General features: G+C 56.8%; 11 protein-coding genes. 2 read left to right on the forward strand and 9 right to left on the reverse strand.

Features of this window, described 5'->3' with window-relative positions; genetic code table 11:
- Window positions 1-3 precede the first annotated feature (3 nt).
- The 9 genes from HHI26_RS13915 to HHI26_RS13955 form a co-directional block, all read right to left on the reverse strand.
- The gene (locus HHI26_RS13915; RefSeq protein ID WP_171149246.1) at window positions 4-1,209 is read right to left on the reverse strand and encodes an MFS transporter; all 1,206 of its coding nucleotides are present in this window, start codon (window positions 1,207-1,209) and stop codon (window positions 4-6) included.
- A 168-nt stretch (window positions 1,210-1,377) separates the two neighbouring features.
- Window positions 1,378-1,812, reverse strand: coding sequence for a VOC family protein (locus tag HHI26_RS13920; protein WP_133842417.1), 435 nt, complete (start codon window positions 1,810-1,812; stop codon window positions 1,378-1,380).
- Window positions 1,813-1,929: 117 nt separating this feature from the next.
- Entirely contained in the window at window positions 1,930-2,511 is a 582-nt protein-coding gene (locus HHI26_RS13925; protein ID WP_133842418.1) for a hypothetical protein, read from the reverse strand.
- Entirely contained in the window at window positions 2,511-2,798 is a 288-nt protein-coding gene (locus HHI26_RS13930; RefSeq protein ID WP_133842419.1) for a hypothetical protein, read from the reverse strand. The genes HHI26_RS13925 and HHI26_RS13930 overlap by 1 nt, the downstream gene beginning before the upstream one ends.
- Window positions 2,799-2,823: 25 nt before the next feature.
- Entirely contained in the window at window positions 2,824-3,390 is a 567-nt protein-coding gene (locus tag HHI26_RS13935) for a hypothetical protein (RefSeq protein ID WP_133842420.1), read from the reverse strand.
- 17 nt (window positions 3,391-3,407) lie between these two features.
- On the reverse strand, window positions 3,408-3,770 hold the full coding sequence (locus HHI26_RS13940) for a DUF596 domain-containing protein (protein WP_133842421.1): 363 nt from the start codon (window positions 3,768-3,770) through the stop codon (window positions 3,408-3,410).
- Window positions 3,767-11,737 (reverse strand): hemagglutinin repeat-containing protein, encoded by a 7,971-nt coding sequence (locus HHI26_RS13945; protein ID WP_171149247.1) that lies wholly within the window; start codon window positions 11,735-11,737, stop codon window positions 3,767-3,769. Before HHI26_RS13945 ends, HHI26_RS13940 begins: the two co-directional genes overlap by 4 nt.
- A 19-nt stretch (window positions 11,738-11,756) precedes the next feature.
- Window positions 11,757-12,275: a toxin-activating lysine-acyltransferase gene (locus tag HHI26_RS13950; RefSeq protein ID WP_133842423.1), complete on the reverse strand. Its 519-nt coding sequence runs from the start codon at window positions 12,273-12,275 to the stop codon at window positions 11,757-11,759.
- Between the two features lies 1 nt (window position 12,276).
- Window positions 12,277-13,980 carry a ShlB/FhaC/HecB family hemolysin secretion/activation protein gene (locus tag HHI26_RS13955; RefSeq protein ID WP_171149248.1) on the reverse strand — a complete coding sequence of 568 codons (1,704 nt, stop codon included), beginning with the start codon at window positions 13,978-13,980 and terminating at the stop codon, window positions 12,277-12,279.
- A gap of 410 nt (window positions 13,981-14,390) precedes the next feature.
- Here HHI26_RS13955 and HHI26_RS13960 point away from each other — a divergent pair, with 410 nt between their 5' ends.
- Both HHI26_RS13960 and HHI26_RS13965 read left to right on the forward strand, forming a co-directional pair.
- Window positions 14,391-14,840, forward strand: a complete 450-nt coding sequence (locus HHI26_RS13960; RefSeq protein WP_133842425.1) for a DUF2946 domain-containing protein — start codon at window positions 14,391-14,393, stop codon at window positions 14,838-14,840.
- Between the two features lie 54 nt (window positions 14,841-14,894).
- On the forward strand, window positions 14,895-16,322 hold the full coding sequence (locus HHI26_RS13965; protein ID WP_171149249.1) for a PepSY-associated TM helix domain-containing protein: 1,428 nt from the start codon (window positions 14,895-14,897) through the stop codon (window positions 16,320-16,322).
- Window positions 16,323-16,406 lie beyond the last annotated feature (84 nt).

Raw genomic sequence — 16,406 nt, forward strand, 5'->3', positions numbered from 1 at the left:
GCCCTACGCGCTGTCGGAGATCTTCACCCCACGCGTTTCGCGACCAAACGCCACAATCAGGCAGATCAGCACCGCCACCGTTCCGGCAACCACCGCCATCGCCATCCCGTAGTTATTCCCGTTGGCCACGGCAATCTTCGATTGCAGTGTGGCATTCACCGACGCCACCAGATTACCCAGTTGATAGACAAACCCCGGCAACACCGCTCGCGCAGTGGCTGGCACCAGTTCGGTTAGCCAGCCTGGCACCACGCCCCACGCGCCCTGCACCATAAACTGCATCAGAAATGCGCCGATACCCACCATCCATGAACCGCTGGAAAACGCCCACAGTGGCAGCACTGGCAGCGCAAGGAAAGCCGCGATCATAATGGCTTTCTTACGGCCAATTTTTTCCGACAGTGAACCAAAGAAAATGCCACCGAGGATCGCCGCAATATTGTAGAAGATGGCAATAATGCTGACCGTGTGGGGATCAAAACCGTGCTGCACTTTCAGGTAAGTCGGATAGAGGTCCTGCGTACCGTGGCTGAAAAAGTTAAAGCAGGCCATCAGCAGCACCAGATAAACGCACAACTTCCAGTGACTTTTCAGTACCGGCAGCAATGCCACCGTCTCTTTACGCTCACGGGCAGCCAGCCAAACCGGCGACTCCGGCACCTTATAATAGATAAACGGCAGTAGCAGAACCGGCACGGCACCAATCAAAAACATGCCGCGCCAGCCCACCAGGCCGTAGCACAATCCAAAGACGATCGATGCCAGCAAATACCCGCAGGGATAGCCCGCCTGAAACACGCCGGACATCAGCCCACGCGAACGGTCAGGAATGGTTTCCATCGCCAGCGAGGAAGCCACGCCCCACACGCCGCCCATCGCCACGCCATAAATGACACGGAATACCAGAAACCATATCAGCGTGGGCGACCAGGCGGAGAGCAGCTCAAAGATAGTGAACGCAATGATATTGAGCATCAGAATCGGACGGCGACCATACTTTTCTGCCAGGCGGCCGAACAGTAGCGCCCCCACAGGCCGCACGGCCAGCGTCAGCATAATCGCCAGTGACACATCGGTAATGCTGACATGAAAATTCGCCGCAATATCGCTGAGGACAAACACCAGAATAAAGAAGTCAAACGCATCCAGCGTCCAACTGCCAAAGCTGGCGAACGCCACGTTGCGCTGAGTCGAAGTCCAGTTAAACATAGGAGAGAGTCCTGTCTTAAAGGCACACAAAGAATGTTAATTATTTGTTTATAGCATGTAAGACAGACGTAGATTACGGCGCTTTTGTCAGGGTTCTCTTCAGACTGTAAAAGGCGATGTCATTATGTTAACAGGCTAATAATTATCCTGTTAATTAACATTTCACCACTAAATATCGCGGGCTATCATAGCCTGAAGCCCAACCTGCTGGCCGTATGACAGTTCCAGGGTGTTGCCATCCGGGTCCGCAAAAAACGCCCAGTACCCAACAGGAGCGGGAGACGCAACCGGGGCTTTACGCAGTACCCCTTCTTTCTCAGCCATCACGACTTTAGCGTCAATCTCTTCACGCGTGGCGCAGGCCACACCAAGATGGCCGAAGGGGCCAAGCGGCGTGTCTCTTCTGACAGCCGTCTGCACCAGTACCAACGCAAACGGGCGGGAGAGGTCAGAAAGCCAGGCAACCTCTTGTGCTTCTGGTATACCCGGCTGGCGCTGATGCACCACCTGCATACCGGCATAACGCTGATAGAAATCGATACTCTTTTGTAAGTCCTGCACTTCAAACGCTACATGGGTGAATCCCACATCGTGAGCACTCATCGCCCGCTCCTTCTCGTATCATCAGATGGGTTTATCATGGCGTGTGCCGGGCAGAGCAAGTGATCGTCAGTGCGGGACAAAACGAGGAGAGCACGGAAAGCGCTATATTCCCCGCATTCACGGTGCCAGGACTTTGGGGGGCACCAGCGAGTCTGGCATCTTTTGCCAGTTGGCGTCTTCATGCCCATATTTCCCGCCCCAGATGACATCCTTAATGCGCTGGAGGACCCAGTTTCCCTGTGCATCTTTAGTCAGCTCGTACGGCAAACCACGGCACTGACGCAGGCGCAGATCAACCTGTAGGCCAAACTGATAGTCGTGTCCTTTCTGAGGCACAAAGCTCATGCTGCTGCTGCACTGGCTATTGGCCCCCTTATAAACCAGCCCGATATGGGTTTGTCTGCCAGCGATCACCGGGGTTTCGTAATAATCGCGCCAGGACGATTTGTCCTGCTCGCGGGCTACCGGCATCCCGCGATCCTGGGTATTCGTCAGGATAAACTCACTGCTGCGCACCAGGCCACCGGTAGGCAGGCCATTGACCTCCTGCTCAATGGAGGCCAGTTCGGTGCCGCCAACAATCCGCACCGAGGCCGTATGCGGCCCTGCGGCAGGCGGCGTGAAAAATGCATGGTGTGGAAACTGGCTACAGCCACTGGCATACGTCAGCAGTAGGGACAGCGTCATCTGGCGATACATCAACGCTTCTTCTTGTCGTTATCAGACGAGATCAGTGCCAGTAGTTCATTCGCCAGCGCCCTGGCCTCCTGCTGATAGTTTTCACGCCAGCTTGCCAACCCTTCTGCCGGACACCCCTCCTCATCCCACTCCGCCAGCGCCAGACCATTGACGATCTCCAGCTCAAACCACAGGCGTTGCCAGGCGTCGGTATCCGATACCAACGCACTGTCCTGCCACAACAACTCGCTATCAGCGACAAAGCGGGCCCAGCAGAAGAGGTTTTCACTGGCCTGCACACCCGTCATCGTCAACCACCCACCAGAGTCTGACTTACCCTTCAGTGACAAGTCGCACCATCTTCTGCCAGCCGCCATCCTGTGGCAGATATTTATTACCGTAAGTGACGTTAGCAATAGGTTTCAGCACCCACTGACCATCTGCGTTTTTGACCAGCTCATTCGGCCAGGCACGGCACCGATACATTTTCAGATCAACCGCCTGGCTCAACTGATAGTAGTGGCCCTTTTCCGGAACAAAACTGACGATGTTCATGCAGCGGTTCTTACCGCGATTATAGCTGTGATATACCGTGGTTTTTCGGCCCGCATAAATCGGCGTTTCGAAATAATCACTGGTGTAAGTGGCTTCCTTACCGCTGACCTTTGGCATGCCCTGATCCTGCGTATTGCGCAACACCCAGTTGCTTTCACGAATCAGCCCGCCGCGCAGTTTACCGTTCTCCATTTGATACAGGGCATTACTCTCGGTGCTGCCCATAATGCGCAGCCCGGCAACCTCAGCCCCCGCAGGTGGGGGGGTGAAGAATTCCTGCTGTGGCAGCAGGCTACAGCCGCTGAGCAGCAGCACCGCCAGCGGTAATATCCGTTGATAATGCATCGACTTACTCCACAGTATCAGGTCCAGACTTCCTGCCCGTCAGCGGTGATCCACACCAGCCCGGCGGGCGCTTTTGCCAGAAACCAGAAGCCAGTATCATCAAGATCGTCTAACTCATCGTCAGAGTCGGGCTGCGGCCAGGCCTCATTCAGACACTTAAGCTGTTCCTCAACCGTGCCCGTCAGCCAGGTACCGTCGCACGCCAGCCGGACCTGACCGCTCTTCATCAGTTGCTGCAACAGATCAAAGAAAAGCTCTTTTCTCAGGGCGCTGTTATCCGCAATGCTGCGGCACTCAACCTCAAGATGTTGCCAGAGGGCGCCGAGTGACAATCCACGGGCGCTGGCGATCACGGACGAGTAAATACTTTCTTTGTTCACTGGAATTTCATCTCCACTTTTTTCCCTTTATTGATCGACGGCGTAATCACATCAATGGTCCATTTCGCCCCGGTCTGTCCGGTGGAATTGGAGAAATCTCTCAGGGTCATGGTACTGCCTGCATTAGCTCCACTGGTCACCTTAACGGAGTACAGCGTGCCTTTACCAGGGATGGCTTTCGCCGCAGGCAACACTTCAGCGCCGGAAATCTGCTGGAAGTAAGTTTTCACCTCAGCCTCAGAGGCGCCTTTAAATACTGGCGCACCGATACTGGTCGTTGGATCAGCCATTAACGTTTTCCCGTTCATCGACAGTGTGAAGTCTTTCGGTGGCAGTGAGGCGTCATTATACATTGCTGCCAGATCATTGATCTTATTTTGCGCCTGCTGCTGGAACACCATTCCGGTAGTTTTGGTACTGAGATCGGTCGCTGTCTTATTGTTGTCGGCAATACGCTTCAGCGCCGCCGCCTCTTCCATGATATTCGCGTTGGTGGAGGTTTTTGTCGATACGGCAGGTGTTTTCATGCTACCCGGCATATAAACGCTGGCCAGCGATACCGTAATAGCATGCAGCTGCATCACCGTATCGTAGCGCTCAGCAATCTCATCCCAGCTTTTCCCCGAATCCCTGGCGATGGCGGTAATCGCCCTGTCACGCGTGACGCTGCCGGCATCGACTCCCGACATAATTGCACTGGCATTAGCAGCGTCCTGTGGGTACAGCTCGCCATACAGCATACGTACGCTGACACTTTCTCCGTAGGTGTCCAGCGCCTGCTGTGCCTTACTCACCAGCGCAGTACACGCCGGCCCACCCTTATTTCCGTTGGTACAAACGTCTTTGATCGCCTGATCGCGGGCTTTATCTACCGTACGGGTGGCGTTTAGTTCATTAGACTCAGCAGCCGTCAACGTCCCCAGCCGCTCTTTACGCTCCAGTACGGCTTTGCGCTCTGCTTCTCCGGCACTGAGGTAATTATGCTCTATCGCATTATTGCCGTTCGCGTAGCCTTCTGCGGCTCCTTCGCTGTCGCCACTACCGATGGCACCGGCGATGCTGGACGCAATCAGTGCCAGGTTTTTAATCGTGCCCTTCTGCTGATCGTTAAGATCGCTGGTAGCGACTTCAGGATACAGCGCGTTATGAATAGTGCGGATCGCCAGTTCACCGCCCCCTGCGCCCAACGCACCAGCAGCCACATTCTGTCCACTCATTTCCGCCACCACACCGCCGAGGATCGCATGCGCAAAGGCATTGGTAGCGATCTCATCTGCCGTCGGATTTTTCGGATCGGAAAGCGTCAGATCTTTAATCACCCCGGCCATATAAGGTGCAGAGGCTTGGGCCAGCGCTTTACTGGCATCGCCTCCCGCCAGCGCAGTAATCGCCGTCACCGCTGCGTCTGCGGCCATCTTGATTTTGCCGTCACCCTGGTAGTCGGCCATCATCTCTTTGTAGGTGTCGGTGCCACGCACCCGATTCCAGTAAGCCTCGCGATCTTTTATTGTGGCATCCGCACCCGGTGCTTCACCCGCGTCTTTAATACCGGCTTCCAGCGCCCAGTATTCGCGCTCGGCGATCGCCGCACTGACGGTCTGGCTGGCAACCTGACCAATCAACTGCACTTTCTGCAGGCGCTTCTGCTCTTTTGCCTTATCAAAAATCGGACTGAGTGTCTGATTCGCATGTTCTACGTCGCGGCTCAGGGTACTGACATCCTGCTGCTGCGCATCGCCGTTGCGCACAATCAGCGTCCCATCCGACACCGCCGAGTATGTGGTGCTCTCGCCGCTGCCGCTGGAGCGCGATGCCGACATCGACTTCGGCGCCAGATTATCGCCCAGTTGCTCCGTCACCGTGCGTTTCACCGGCTGCTGATCGGCCGGGAGCGAGTCATCTTTTTTATCTTTGGTGGTGAACTCCGTGGTCAGACCGAGGCTGACGCCCGAGGTGGCATAATCGGCCTGATTTTGAATATCGCTGAAACCGAGCGTACCGGTATCCAGGCGGTTCTTCGCCGCCTCTGCGGTGCTGCCAATCACCGCACCATTAAGCTGGGTGTGGTTACTGACCGTGACATCGTAGCCGCCGTCCCCGGCGAACAGGCCACTTTGTTCCTGCACGCTATCGTAGTTACTGTTGATCTTGTCATTGCTGATCGACAGGCTGCCGCTGGCGGTCATCGAGCCAAAGGTGAAGCTCAGGCCACCGCTGATATTCTGATCTTTTGACTTGTAGTTATTGCTGTCCTGTTCGCTGGTGATCGTCAGATCGCGCCCGACATCAGCCACAATCCGATCGGCACTGATCTGTGCCCCGGTCAGCGTGGTATCGCGCCCACTGAGCAAGGTCACCTTGTTACCGGCATCCAGGGTAGTTTCGTTATGCGTCAGACCATCGCCATTTTCGCTACCTTTCCCTTTATTACCATTGGCAAAAATACTGATGCCCCAGCCGCCAGAGCCGACCCCGATACTGGCACCAACGGCACCGCCGCCGCTGCTTTTACTGCTGCTGGAAATCTGGGTATTTTCCGCCGACAGCAGGCTGATATCGCGCGAGGCTGACAGCAGCATCTCATCACCGGCCTGAAGCTGGCTGCCCTGCACGACGATATCGCCATCCTGGGTTGAACCATCACTGCCGTTAGCAAAGATATTCAGATTCTGGGCGGCCTGAATCGCACTGCCCGCCGAGGTCATCTGGTCACTCTGGCTTTCACTCTGTGCCTTTTGCATGCCCAGCGACAGGCTGATACCGACGAAACTGGTATTGGTAGGATCCTGCACAGCACCGCGTACCGCCTGCGCCGCCTGATACCCATCCAGACCCGCTTTCACCTGTTGCAGGCGCGCCACACGGTCATCCTGTTTGTCGGTTTCCATCTCGGAAATGGTTTTCGCAGTACTCAGCGCAGAGCCAACCGCGCCGGAGAGCGCCAGGGTCAGACCGCTGGAGCGTGACTCGGTGGTGCTGTGTTTACTGGCACGATTTTCTGCTGAGCTGATTTCAACGTTTTTACCGACCAGATTGATATCGTTACCGGCGATCACCTCCGATCCTTTGATTTTCAGATCGTTACCGGCAATCAGCGTGGTATCACCGCTCACCGATCCCAGCTGGCTGCCCTTCGCCGTCTGCCCTGTGGTTTCATCGGTCGATTTATTAAAGGTTGAACCGACGGTAAAGCCAATGCCACCGCTGCTCATCAGGCCGGACTTGGTTTTCTGCGTCATCGCCCAGCCGTCGCGGCTCTCCTCAGCGGTATCAACGGTCAGGTTATTACCCGCTTTGGCGGTCAGCGAATTGTCTGCCGCAACGTTGCTACCGCTAATACCGAGGTCGTGCCCGGCCGACAGCGTAATATCCTGCCCACCCAGATTGCTGCCTGCCACATTTTGCTGATTAAACCCGGCACGCGTCGTGGTGGTATTGCTGGAGAGGAAGCCCGACCCTTTCACTTTGGAGGCCATATCCAGCGACGACTGCTCACTGGCCGTGCCAATAGTGATGTCATTGCCCGCGGCGAGGCTCAGGCCGCTACCGGCATTCAGCGTGGCCGCTGCCGCTGCAATATTGTTTGCCGCCTGCACGACCACATCACCGGCACCCGTAATTTCGCTGCCCACCGCCGTGGTGTTGCTCTGGCTCAGGTGGTTGTCTTTATTCCATACCACATTGTCGCTGGCACCGGAGTTGACCGTTGTCAGATTCACATCACGCCCGGCAACCACGGTGGTCTGGCTGTTTTCGCCCGTATTCACCACCTTCGCCCCTTGCAGATTGACGTCACGCACCGCCTGTAAGGCCAGTTTGCCATCATCCTGCTGCACATACATGCCCGCCACGCGCGACACCGTATCGCGACTAAAGGTGTTGCTGCCGTTGGTGCTTTCCGTATGGGTGGTTTGCGACACGAGGTTGAGATCGCGTCCCGCGCTGGCCACCAGCGAAGTCTGCGCCTGGATGATGCCGCCATTGTTGGTCAGATCTTTGTTCGCCAGCAGTTGCACGTTGCCGCCGCTGATGATCCCGCCCACGTTGGTAATGGTATCGCCGCTGATGCTCAGCAGCTGGGTGGCATTTACGCGGCCCGAGTTCAGCATATTGCCGCTGACACCCACCGCGATATTACGCCCGGACAGCAGCGCGCCGCTGCCATCGATATCGCCCTGTTTCACCTGGGCATAAACCTGCGGCACCAGCACACTCTGACGACTGCCATCAGCCAGTGTGACATCACGCGCCACCAGCCACACCATATCGCTCGAGATGTTCGCCATCTGGCTGGCGGTCAGCGCCACGCCCGGCACCAGATTAAAGGCTTGCCCGAAAGCGACCCCGGCTTCCATCAGCGCCTTGTACTGATCCTCATCGCTCTGATAGCCCGCCAGATAACGCTCGCCGGTCAACTCCACCAGCTGTTCGCGCACCAGGCGCTGCTCGTAGAAGCCATCCCCCAGGCGTTTCTGGGTGATATCAGGATCGGACCGCAGCTGCGACAGCATATAGTCAGAGCTGAGCCAGTTTTTCTGGTTGGTGTAGCGGGGATCGGTTTCGATCAGGTAATTGCTGGAGGACGATGGCAGTGGGTTAAACAAGCTGTTCTCTGGTAGCGTGGTGTCCGGCACCTGTGAGCGGATCACCGTGGCATCGGTGCTGCCCGCGATCTCAATGCGCTGACCGCCAGGCAGTGAAGCCAAGTCCTCACTGTTCAGTAAACCGAGGCTGAAACCGCTGAGCGCAGGCGAACTGCTGTCCACCTTCGTGTTGCCTTTCGCCACGCTCGGTGACAGGGCAATCGACTGGATCTCATCCGGTGGTGTATAAGCGGAGGCATCATGTTTCTGCTTGTCGTGACCTTTCTTGTGGATACGATCCCACTCGATCACCTGCCCCACTTTCTGCACCAGCAGCGTTCCGGCCAGTTCCACGTTGTTCAGGTTGGCATTGCTGACCAGCAGATCGCCCCCGGCAATAATGCGGCTCTTATCGTTAAGGGTATTGTCAGCGTTGATCGCCAGACTGCCGCCCGCAAGGATCTGCGCCGGATCGCTTTCCGTGATCTGTTCCTGCCAGGTGCTCTGGGTGTAAGCATACTGGTAGTAATGATCCTGATTACACACCACGCCGCTAATGCAGATGTGCTGCACTTCGTCATGATAGAAGCTGATGTCATAATCGCTGGTGCCGTAATGCACACCATTATTCAGCCCGACCACCATATATTCTTCTTTTTGCTCGTCCGAGAGGTGCACCATCTCGGTAGCAAAGTGGTCGTTAATATTGTTCAGGGTGGCGGTATTGATCAGCATGTTGCCGATAGATTCGATCGTCGCGCTGTGGTTGTTGATCGTCGTCGCCCGGCCGCTGGCGGCATTGTTCTCATCCAGCTGACCACCAATCGACATATCCCCATCGCTGTAAATCAGGCTGTGGGCGCTGTTATTCAGCGTTCCGACACCGAGATCCAGGCGCTGGCGTGCAGCAATGGTCGCCGCACTCTCACCTTCCGCCACGTTATTCAACTCACCGGCCTGGATCGCCAGATGATCGCCATAAATACGTCCGCTGCCGATATTGTTCAGCGTTCCGGCACGCAGCACGGTTTCCACACCGTCAATAATGCCACGGTTGGTCAGGCTGCTACCGACATCCACGTGGGTGATCTGACCACTGATATCGCCACTCTGCTGGTTGTTCAGGCTGGCGGCCGTCACCGCTAACTGCTTGCCGGCATTGAGTTGCCCGGCGTTATCCAGCGCGCCCTGCACGTTAAGGTCAAGATTGCCGTTCGCCAGCGTACTGCCCACGTTACTGAAGTCACCGTTGACCGCCAGCTGCATGTCTCCGAGTGAGAGCAACTGCCCGTTACCGCTCACCGACTGAACGCCGGCGTTGAGGTTTTTCCCGGCAATCACCTTGCCGCCCTCATTATTCAGCGCACCTGCCGTAAGCGTGACGCCCTCCGTCGCCGCAATGCCGCCATTCTGGTTGTTGAGTGCCTGGCCAGCGCTGTCCAGCGTCAACTGCTGGCCAACCATCGTTCCGCCAACGTTGTTAATCCCGGCGCTGCGCACCTGCACCTTGCCCGCCGACTCCAGACGCCCACCGTTATTATCAAGCTGCGCACTGGTCAGGGAGAGATCGCCGCTCAGTGCGGAGATCATCCCGCGATCGTTATTCAGTGCGCCGCCCGAGGTCAGGGTGACGTCCGATCCCGCGCTGCGACTGTCGCTCAGGTCGATCTCTGCCGCCTGCACCGTGAGTTTTCCGGCGGCCAGATTCTGCCCGTTACTCGCCAGTTTCCCGGTGCTGGTCAGCGTCAGATTGCCGCTATTTCCCACGCCGCCATCCGCATTAATCCCCGCGCCGAACACCGAATTTTTACTGCTGTTCAGCTCACCGGCGCTGGCGCGGGTATCGCGTCCGGCGGCGATCAGCCCGTCATTATTCAGCTGTCCGCTGACGCTGGCATGCATATCACGTCCGGCATACAGCGTCCCCCCGCTGTTGCTTAACTGACCGCTGGTCAGGGTCAGATCGCCGCTGTGCGCAGAGACCGTTCCGCGATCGTTATTCAGCGTGCCCTGAGTGGTCAATGCCACCTCCGCTGCGCTGGTCTGGCTGTCGCTGAGGTCAATATCGGCCGCCTGCAAGGTGAGTTTTCCGGCCGCCATGTTCTGCCCGTGGCTGGCCAGCTTGCCGGTGCTGGTGAGATCCAGATCGCCGCTTTCTCCCAGGCGGCCATCGGTTTTCACCCCGCCGCCAAAGACGGCATTTTTGCTACTGTTGATTTCACCTGCACGGGCGCTGGTATGACGCGCCGCGACCACCATGCCATCGTTGTTCAACTGACCGCTGACGCTGGCACGCGTATCGCGTCCGGCATACAGCGTACCGCTGTTGTTCAGCGCACGGCCGCTCACCTGAATATCTTCACTGGCGTTGATCGTACCGCTGTTTTCGATATGCCCGTCGGCGCTGAGGGTGACGCTACCGGCCTGCGCGCCCAGCGTTCCGGCGTTACGCACGCCAACACCGCTTTCTGTGCCAATCAGCTGGATTTTCCCGGCGTACATGCCGCCAAGGTTGGCCACATCCAGCGCCAGCGCTGGCTTCACATCGTTATCACTGTCCGTATTTTTGCTGACGCTGGCACCGTCGGCGCTGACGCGGTTTTTACCGGTCGTCACTTTCAGATCGCTGGCCCAGATGCCACTGTTCACTTTCACCGTGTGCGCAATCAGATCGGTATAGTCCTGGCGGCTGCTGTCCATCCCCGCCCCCTGCACCACAATCTCCCCGCCATTAACCTGATAACCGGTCAACTGGCCGTTCTGCATAATCGCTTTACCCGTGGTCAGCGTGGAACGGTTCGCATTGATAAAACCGCAGCCGTCACAGGTGATCCCGGCAGGGTTAGCGATCACCACCTGCGCCCTTTTACCTGCGACTTCGATATAACCATTCAGCTTGCTGGGGTCGCGCGAGTTCACCTCGTTGAGGATCACTTTCGCTTCTCCGCGTGCCAGATAAGGGTTCGCCGCCACCCAGCCGCCCTGCTGCGTCTGCGTATTGCGGTGGGAGTTATTGAGGATCACGCCCTTTTTATCAACGTCGAACTGGCTATAGGTATTACGCGATACGCCACCCGCGCTCGGTGCCTGAATATTCACCTGCGGCGTGCCGTTGGCTGTTTTCCCAATCATCGGCTGCTGGCCGGAAGGCGCGCTGCGATCGGCGACAATCCCTGCGGCCTGCGCCTGTGGCATCAGCGCTACCATGCCCAGCGCCCCCAGGGTGAAGAATGCCAGCGGGGAGAGCTGGCCAATCAGCTGGCTGAGCGTATGCCCTTCGCCGCTCACCGCCGGACCTTTACCATGACCACGGCCATTTTCGGCCACCACCATCAACAGGCCACGCGCCTTGTTGAAAATTACGCGATACAGATTCTTATTCACCTGGGTTCATCCCTTCCAGTTAATGGCTTGCCAGCGGGGTGTCGCGCTGCCAGCGTGCGAAATCCTGATGCGTTACCGCATCACCACGGAAATTCATAACGCGCAGACCGCGCTCCTCACCTTTGTGATACAGCGAACGTACGCAGTGATGCGGAAATAACGTGCCGCCGACCAGGCGACGCAGTGCCTGCTGATCGCCAAACGGCGCAATCCAGTCGCGGATCCACAGACGGTCACCGCTGTTCCAGTCCCGCTCCTGAACGTGAATGCCGGGCTGCGTGAGATAACGCTGCTCGGCTTCATCATCCAGCCAGGCCCAGCTAAGGAAAAACACTGGCTTATCGTCACGCATCGCCAGCGCAAACTGCTGATGCTTGATCGCAGGCAGTAGCAGCGTGGGGAGCGCACTGAGGGGAATGTCGCGGTGCTGTGCCGAATGCATCCATAACCAGACGCTGGCACCCAGCACTTCAGATTCGCTGAACCCGCTGCTCAACAGCGGGGAAATCACCTGAAAACCATTAACGGGGATCGTCATATCAGTATTCCCAGCTCAGATTGAAACCGAGGGAGACCGGGCTGGTGCTGAAACCGTCCGGTTTGGAAAACGGCACGCCCGCAAACAGGTCGTAGCCGGTATTCAATACGTTGCCGCGCAGGCCGATGACCCCGCCTGCCAGATGGTGACCGACCTGATAATCGATGCCGCCTTTCACTTCGCCATAGTCCGCGCCGAGGTAGAGTTCCTGATTCGGCAACGGGGTTTGCCAGGCGATGTCATTACGTACAAACCAGCCTTCGTCACCGTTCAGAGTGTATTCACCATCGAAGCCGCGTACCGTCCAGCGGTTACCAATGGACATCTGATCCTGCGGTGTCAGCGGAGAATGGGTCATCTGGCGCTGGAACTGCCCGTTATAACGGAAGGATTGCCCCCACAGTTGGAACGGTGCATTCAGCTGCACGGAAAGCTGAATAATCTTCGCCAGCCCGGTGCCTTCGCCATAGCTCTCTTCCGGTGCTGGTTCCGCGCCAAACCAGCGCGTCCCGCGCTGATAGCTCACGCCGGTATCCAGCGTGGCCTGGCCGATATAGTGACGATGCTGCAAACCGAGACGCCAGGCGGCGGTCTGACGACGCTGCTGCTCAATCTCGGTATCTTCGATGTAGTTGCGCGACTGGCGCGTCATCACTTCATAGCTGAACGAGGTTTTCTGGCTGCCGCTGCGGTGCAGTACGCGCCCGAGCTGGAGGTTCATGCTTTTGCTCTTACCCTTGTATTGGTAGTCAAAACCACTGCCCAGACCCGACTGGTGGTAGTCGTAGTCGCTGAAGGTGACGCCCGTCGTCCAGTAACCAAACGGCACTGAGTAGTGGATCAGGGTATTTTTGCTGCCTTTTTCGCCGCCCTGCTCTAAATCCTTACCTGCGGATACGTAGAACATATCGCTGAGTGACAGAGGATTATCGAGGTAGAGCGTCAGGCCGCCCTGATAGCGCCCGGTACTTTTGCTACCGGAGTCATCCAGCGTGGCACCGAGTCGCCAGTGGCGCGACTGCTTCCAGCTGACGTTGATATCACTTTCGCCCGGCTGCTCACCGGGAACAATCTGCATATCGGCCTGCACGGTGGGCAGGCGCTGTAAGTTTTCCAGCCCCTGTTCAATATCACGCAGATCCAGCAAATTCCCGGCATGGGCCGGCATGGCGCTCCAGAGCTGAACGTAACGATCGCTGTCTGGCGTCAGGCGGACATTGCGCACCTTGCCCGGTACCAGCAACAGCTTCAGGGTGCCGCTATTAATATCCTGGGGCGGGGCCAGCACGCGGGCGGTGACGTAGCCGTGATCCACCAGACGGTTCTGCAAGGCACTCATCAGCAGGTTAATACCCTTACCGCCAAGGCACTGTCCCTGCGCCTGATCGGCCAGCTTTTGCAACGGCATCCAATGCGGGAATGCCTCTCGCCCCTGTAACTCGATATGTTGCAGGGCAAAGCACGGCTCTTCAGCAGGAAACTGAATACGGCTGAAAAAGCTGCCCGGCGCCTGTAAACGGACGTCCGGGGCAGGAGGTGCCAGCTGACGTTCAGTGGCGCGCTGACGTTCCTGCTGGTTAATTAATTGCTGATCGCCGATCGTGGCAGCAGCCACATTCGTGACATGAAAGAGACTGATAATAACGGCCAAACTACTGAGACGAGCAGGGGTTATCCCGTCTTTTCCAGACGCAATCCGTAGCATAGTAATGCCCTGAGCAAGGTTTATTATTTATACGATGTTGATGCCAGGTACTTTAACGATTTCTTATCCAGGATTGTTCCTAAACTTACATAACGCTTACAATTGAATGATGATTATAACAACGACAACATAAGGAAAATCCTAATATCAGGCACAAAAATTAATGTAAAAAATGCTATTTATCATAAAGATAATCTATATATTAGAAAAAATACAAAAATACACATAAGTCAAATCACTCTCAGGAAATTAACCGGAAACAAGTAGAAATAGTTAAGATTATTCCTCAGTTATATAGCGCCGACTGGCCCTTAAATTGTCGATATTAAAAACGGAAACAGAGATTACCTTTCCCCTGTTCTACTAAATTCAAGTACACTCCTTGCGGTATTCCTGCTGAAAGAAAAGACGTGTCACTGATCTCATTTTCTGCCCCCCGCAATCGCCTCGCCGCCTGGCTTGGTCTGCTGGCAATACTGCTGCTGTTTATTGCTCCGGTGATTTCAAAATCACTGGCGCAGACGCGCGGCAGTAACAGCATGATGATGATGATGCATCATGGGATGGCGATGGACATGTCTGAGATGCCGGACATGCATCATGATATGGACGCCACCTCCACTAGCGCGACGAAACAGGAACATCATCCGATGTCGATGATGGATGACAGCGCCTGCGGTTATTGCGTACTGCTGGTGCATCTGCCGCTCGACCTGATGACACTGCCGCTGCTGTGGTCGACATTACAGGCCGCCACCCAGCCGGATGTTCCTCTTTTTCAACCCGTGGTGGCGCGTTTTGTTCCCCGCTTCTTCCATCCCCGCGCCCCGCCTCTCTTCCTCACCGCACGCTTCAAATAACAATTGATCTGTGGGTTCCCCCACAGTCCCTGCGAATGCCTGTAAAACAGGCTGATGGAAGAGACAATGTCAGAAAATATCCGACGTGCGACCACGCACGCCACCCGCAGCAGCAGCGCGCTGATCCCGCTGCTGCGTCGCCTGCATTTCTATATCGGGCTGTTTATCGCCCCCTTTATCTTTGTCGCGGCCCTGACCGGCACGCTGTATGTGCTGACGCCTCAGCTGGAAAATGTGCTTTATCAGTCACAGCTGTTTACCTCATCAACCGGACCGGACCAGCCGATCTCAGCCCAGATCGCCACCGCCAGTGCCCTGATGGGGCCGAAGGCGAAAATCGCCGCCGTGCGCCCGGCACCCCATCCCGGTGAAACCACGCGCGTAATGTTTGCCAGTGCCGATCTCGGCCCATCGGAAACCCGGGCGGTGTTTGTTGATCCAAAGACGCTGGAAATCCGTGGCGAAATGACGGTTTACGGCACCAGCGGCGTTCTGCCCTTCCGTACATGGCTGGATTATCTGCACCGCAATCTGCTGCTGGGTGACGTGGGTCGCAATTACAGCGAACTGGCGGCGAGCTGGCTGTGGATTGCCGCACTGGGGGGTGCCCTGCTCTGGGCCACCAGCCGCACGCCGCGCCGTAAACCCTTGCGATCTCCCCCAACGCGCGCCCAGCGTCTGGCGGGGCAACGCCACTGGCACACGACGCTGGGTCTGGCATTGCTGCTCGGGCTGGTGTTCTTCTCCGCCACCGGGCTGACCTGGTCACGCTGGGCCGGGGATAATATCTCCCTGATGCGCAATCATTTTGGCTGGATGACGCCCTCGGTGAATACCGTGCTGCATTCTGAATCCGCGATGATGATGGATATGCCAATGGATGAGCATGCGGAGCATAAGGGTCATATGATGATGACGCAGGATGCCGCTCCGGCTACGGTCAATCCGGCGCAGTTCGATGGTGTGCTGAACGCAGCGCGTGCGGCGGGGATTGATGCGGCTAAACTGGAGATCCGTCCGTCATACCGGGCAGATAAAGCCTGGACGGTGAATGAGATTGACCGCAGTTGGCCAACGCAGGTCGACAGCGTAGCGGTAGATCCGCAGAGCAACGCGGTGATTGATAAGGTGGAGTTCGCCAACTTTGGCCTGCTGGCCAAACTGACGCGCTGGGGCGTGGATGCACATATGGGCGTGTTGTTCGGGGTGGCGAATCAGCTGGTCCTGGCACTGTTTGGGGCCGGGCTGTGCGTGATGATTGTGATTGGCTATCGCATGTGGTGGCTGCGCCGCCCGCAGGGTGGGCAGGTTTCCCCACTGGATACGCTACTGGGCTGCTGGCAACCGTTGTCGATTAGCGCACGTTTTCTGCTGCTGGTGATCACGTTGATTACGGCGGTCTGTTTGCCGGTGATGGGCGTGAGTTTGCTGGTGTTACTGGGCGTGGATGTGTGGCGCTGGCGGCGTGCAGTGCACGCCTGATCATCAATACGGGGTGACCGGAAAAAAGGGTCGCCCCCTGAGGGATCCCCACTCATTTTTTGTGGCTGACAGTTTGGCTTCAGG

Origin of the sequence: Erwinia sp. JH02 (assembly GCF_013074405.1) — a bacterium.
GTDB lineage: Bacteria > Pseudomonadota > Gammaproteobacteria > Enterobacterales > Enterobacteriaceae > Erwinia > Erwinia rhapontici.

What these genes read in the sequence shown, in the direction of transcription:
- HHI26_RS13915 (WP_171149246.1), bottom strand. Translation starts at nt 1,209, where the DNA reads ATGTTTAACTGGACTTCGACTCAGCGCAACGTGGCGTTCGCCAGCTTT.
- HHI26_RS13920 (WP_133842417.1), bottom strand. Translation starts at nt 1,812, where the DNA reads ATGAGTGCTCACGATGTGGGATTCACCCATGTAGCGTTTGAAGTGCAG.
- HHI26_RS13925 (WP_133842418.1), bottom strand. Translation starts at nt 2,511, where the DNA reads ATGTATCGCCAGATGACGCTGTCCCTACTGCTGACGTATGCCAGTGGC.
- HHI26_RS13930 (WP_133842419.1), bottom strand. Translation starts at nt 2,798, where the DNA reads ATGACGGGTGTGCAGGCCAGTGAAAACCTCTTCTGCTGGGCCCGCTTT.
- HHI26_RS13935 (WP_133842420.1), bottom strand. Translation starts at nt 3,390, where the DNA reads ATGCATTATCAACGGATATTACCGCTGGCGGTGCTGCTGCTCAGCGGC.
- HHI26_RS13950 (WP_133842423.1), bottom strand. Translation starts at nt 12,275, where the DNA reads ATGACGATCCCCGTTAATGGTTTTCAGGTGATTTCCCCGCTGTTGAGC.
- HHI26_RS13955 (WP_171149248.1), bottom strand. Translation starts at nt 13,980, where the DNA reads ATGCTACGGATTGCGTCTGGAAAAGACGGGATAACCCCTGCTCGTCTC.
- HHI26_RS13965 (WP_171149249.1), top strand. Translation starts at nt 14,895, where the DNA reads ATGGAAGAGACAATGTCAGAAAATATCCGACGTGCGACCACGCACGCC.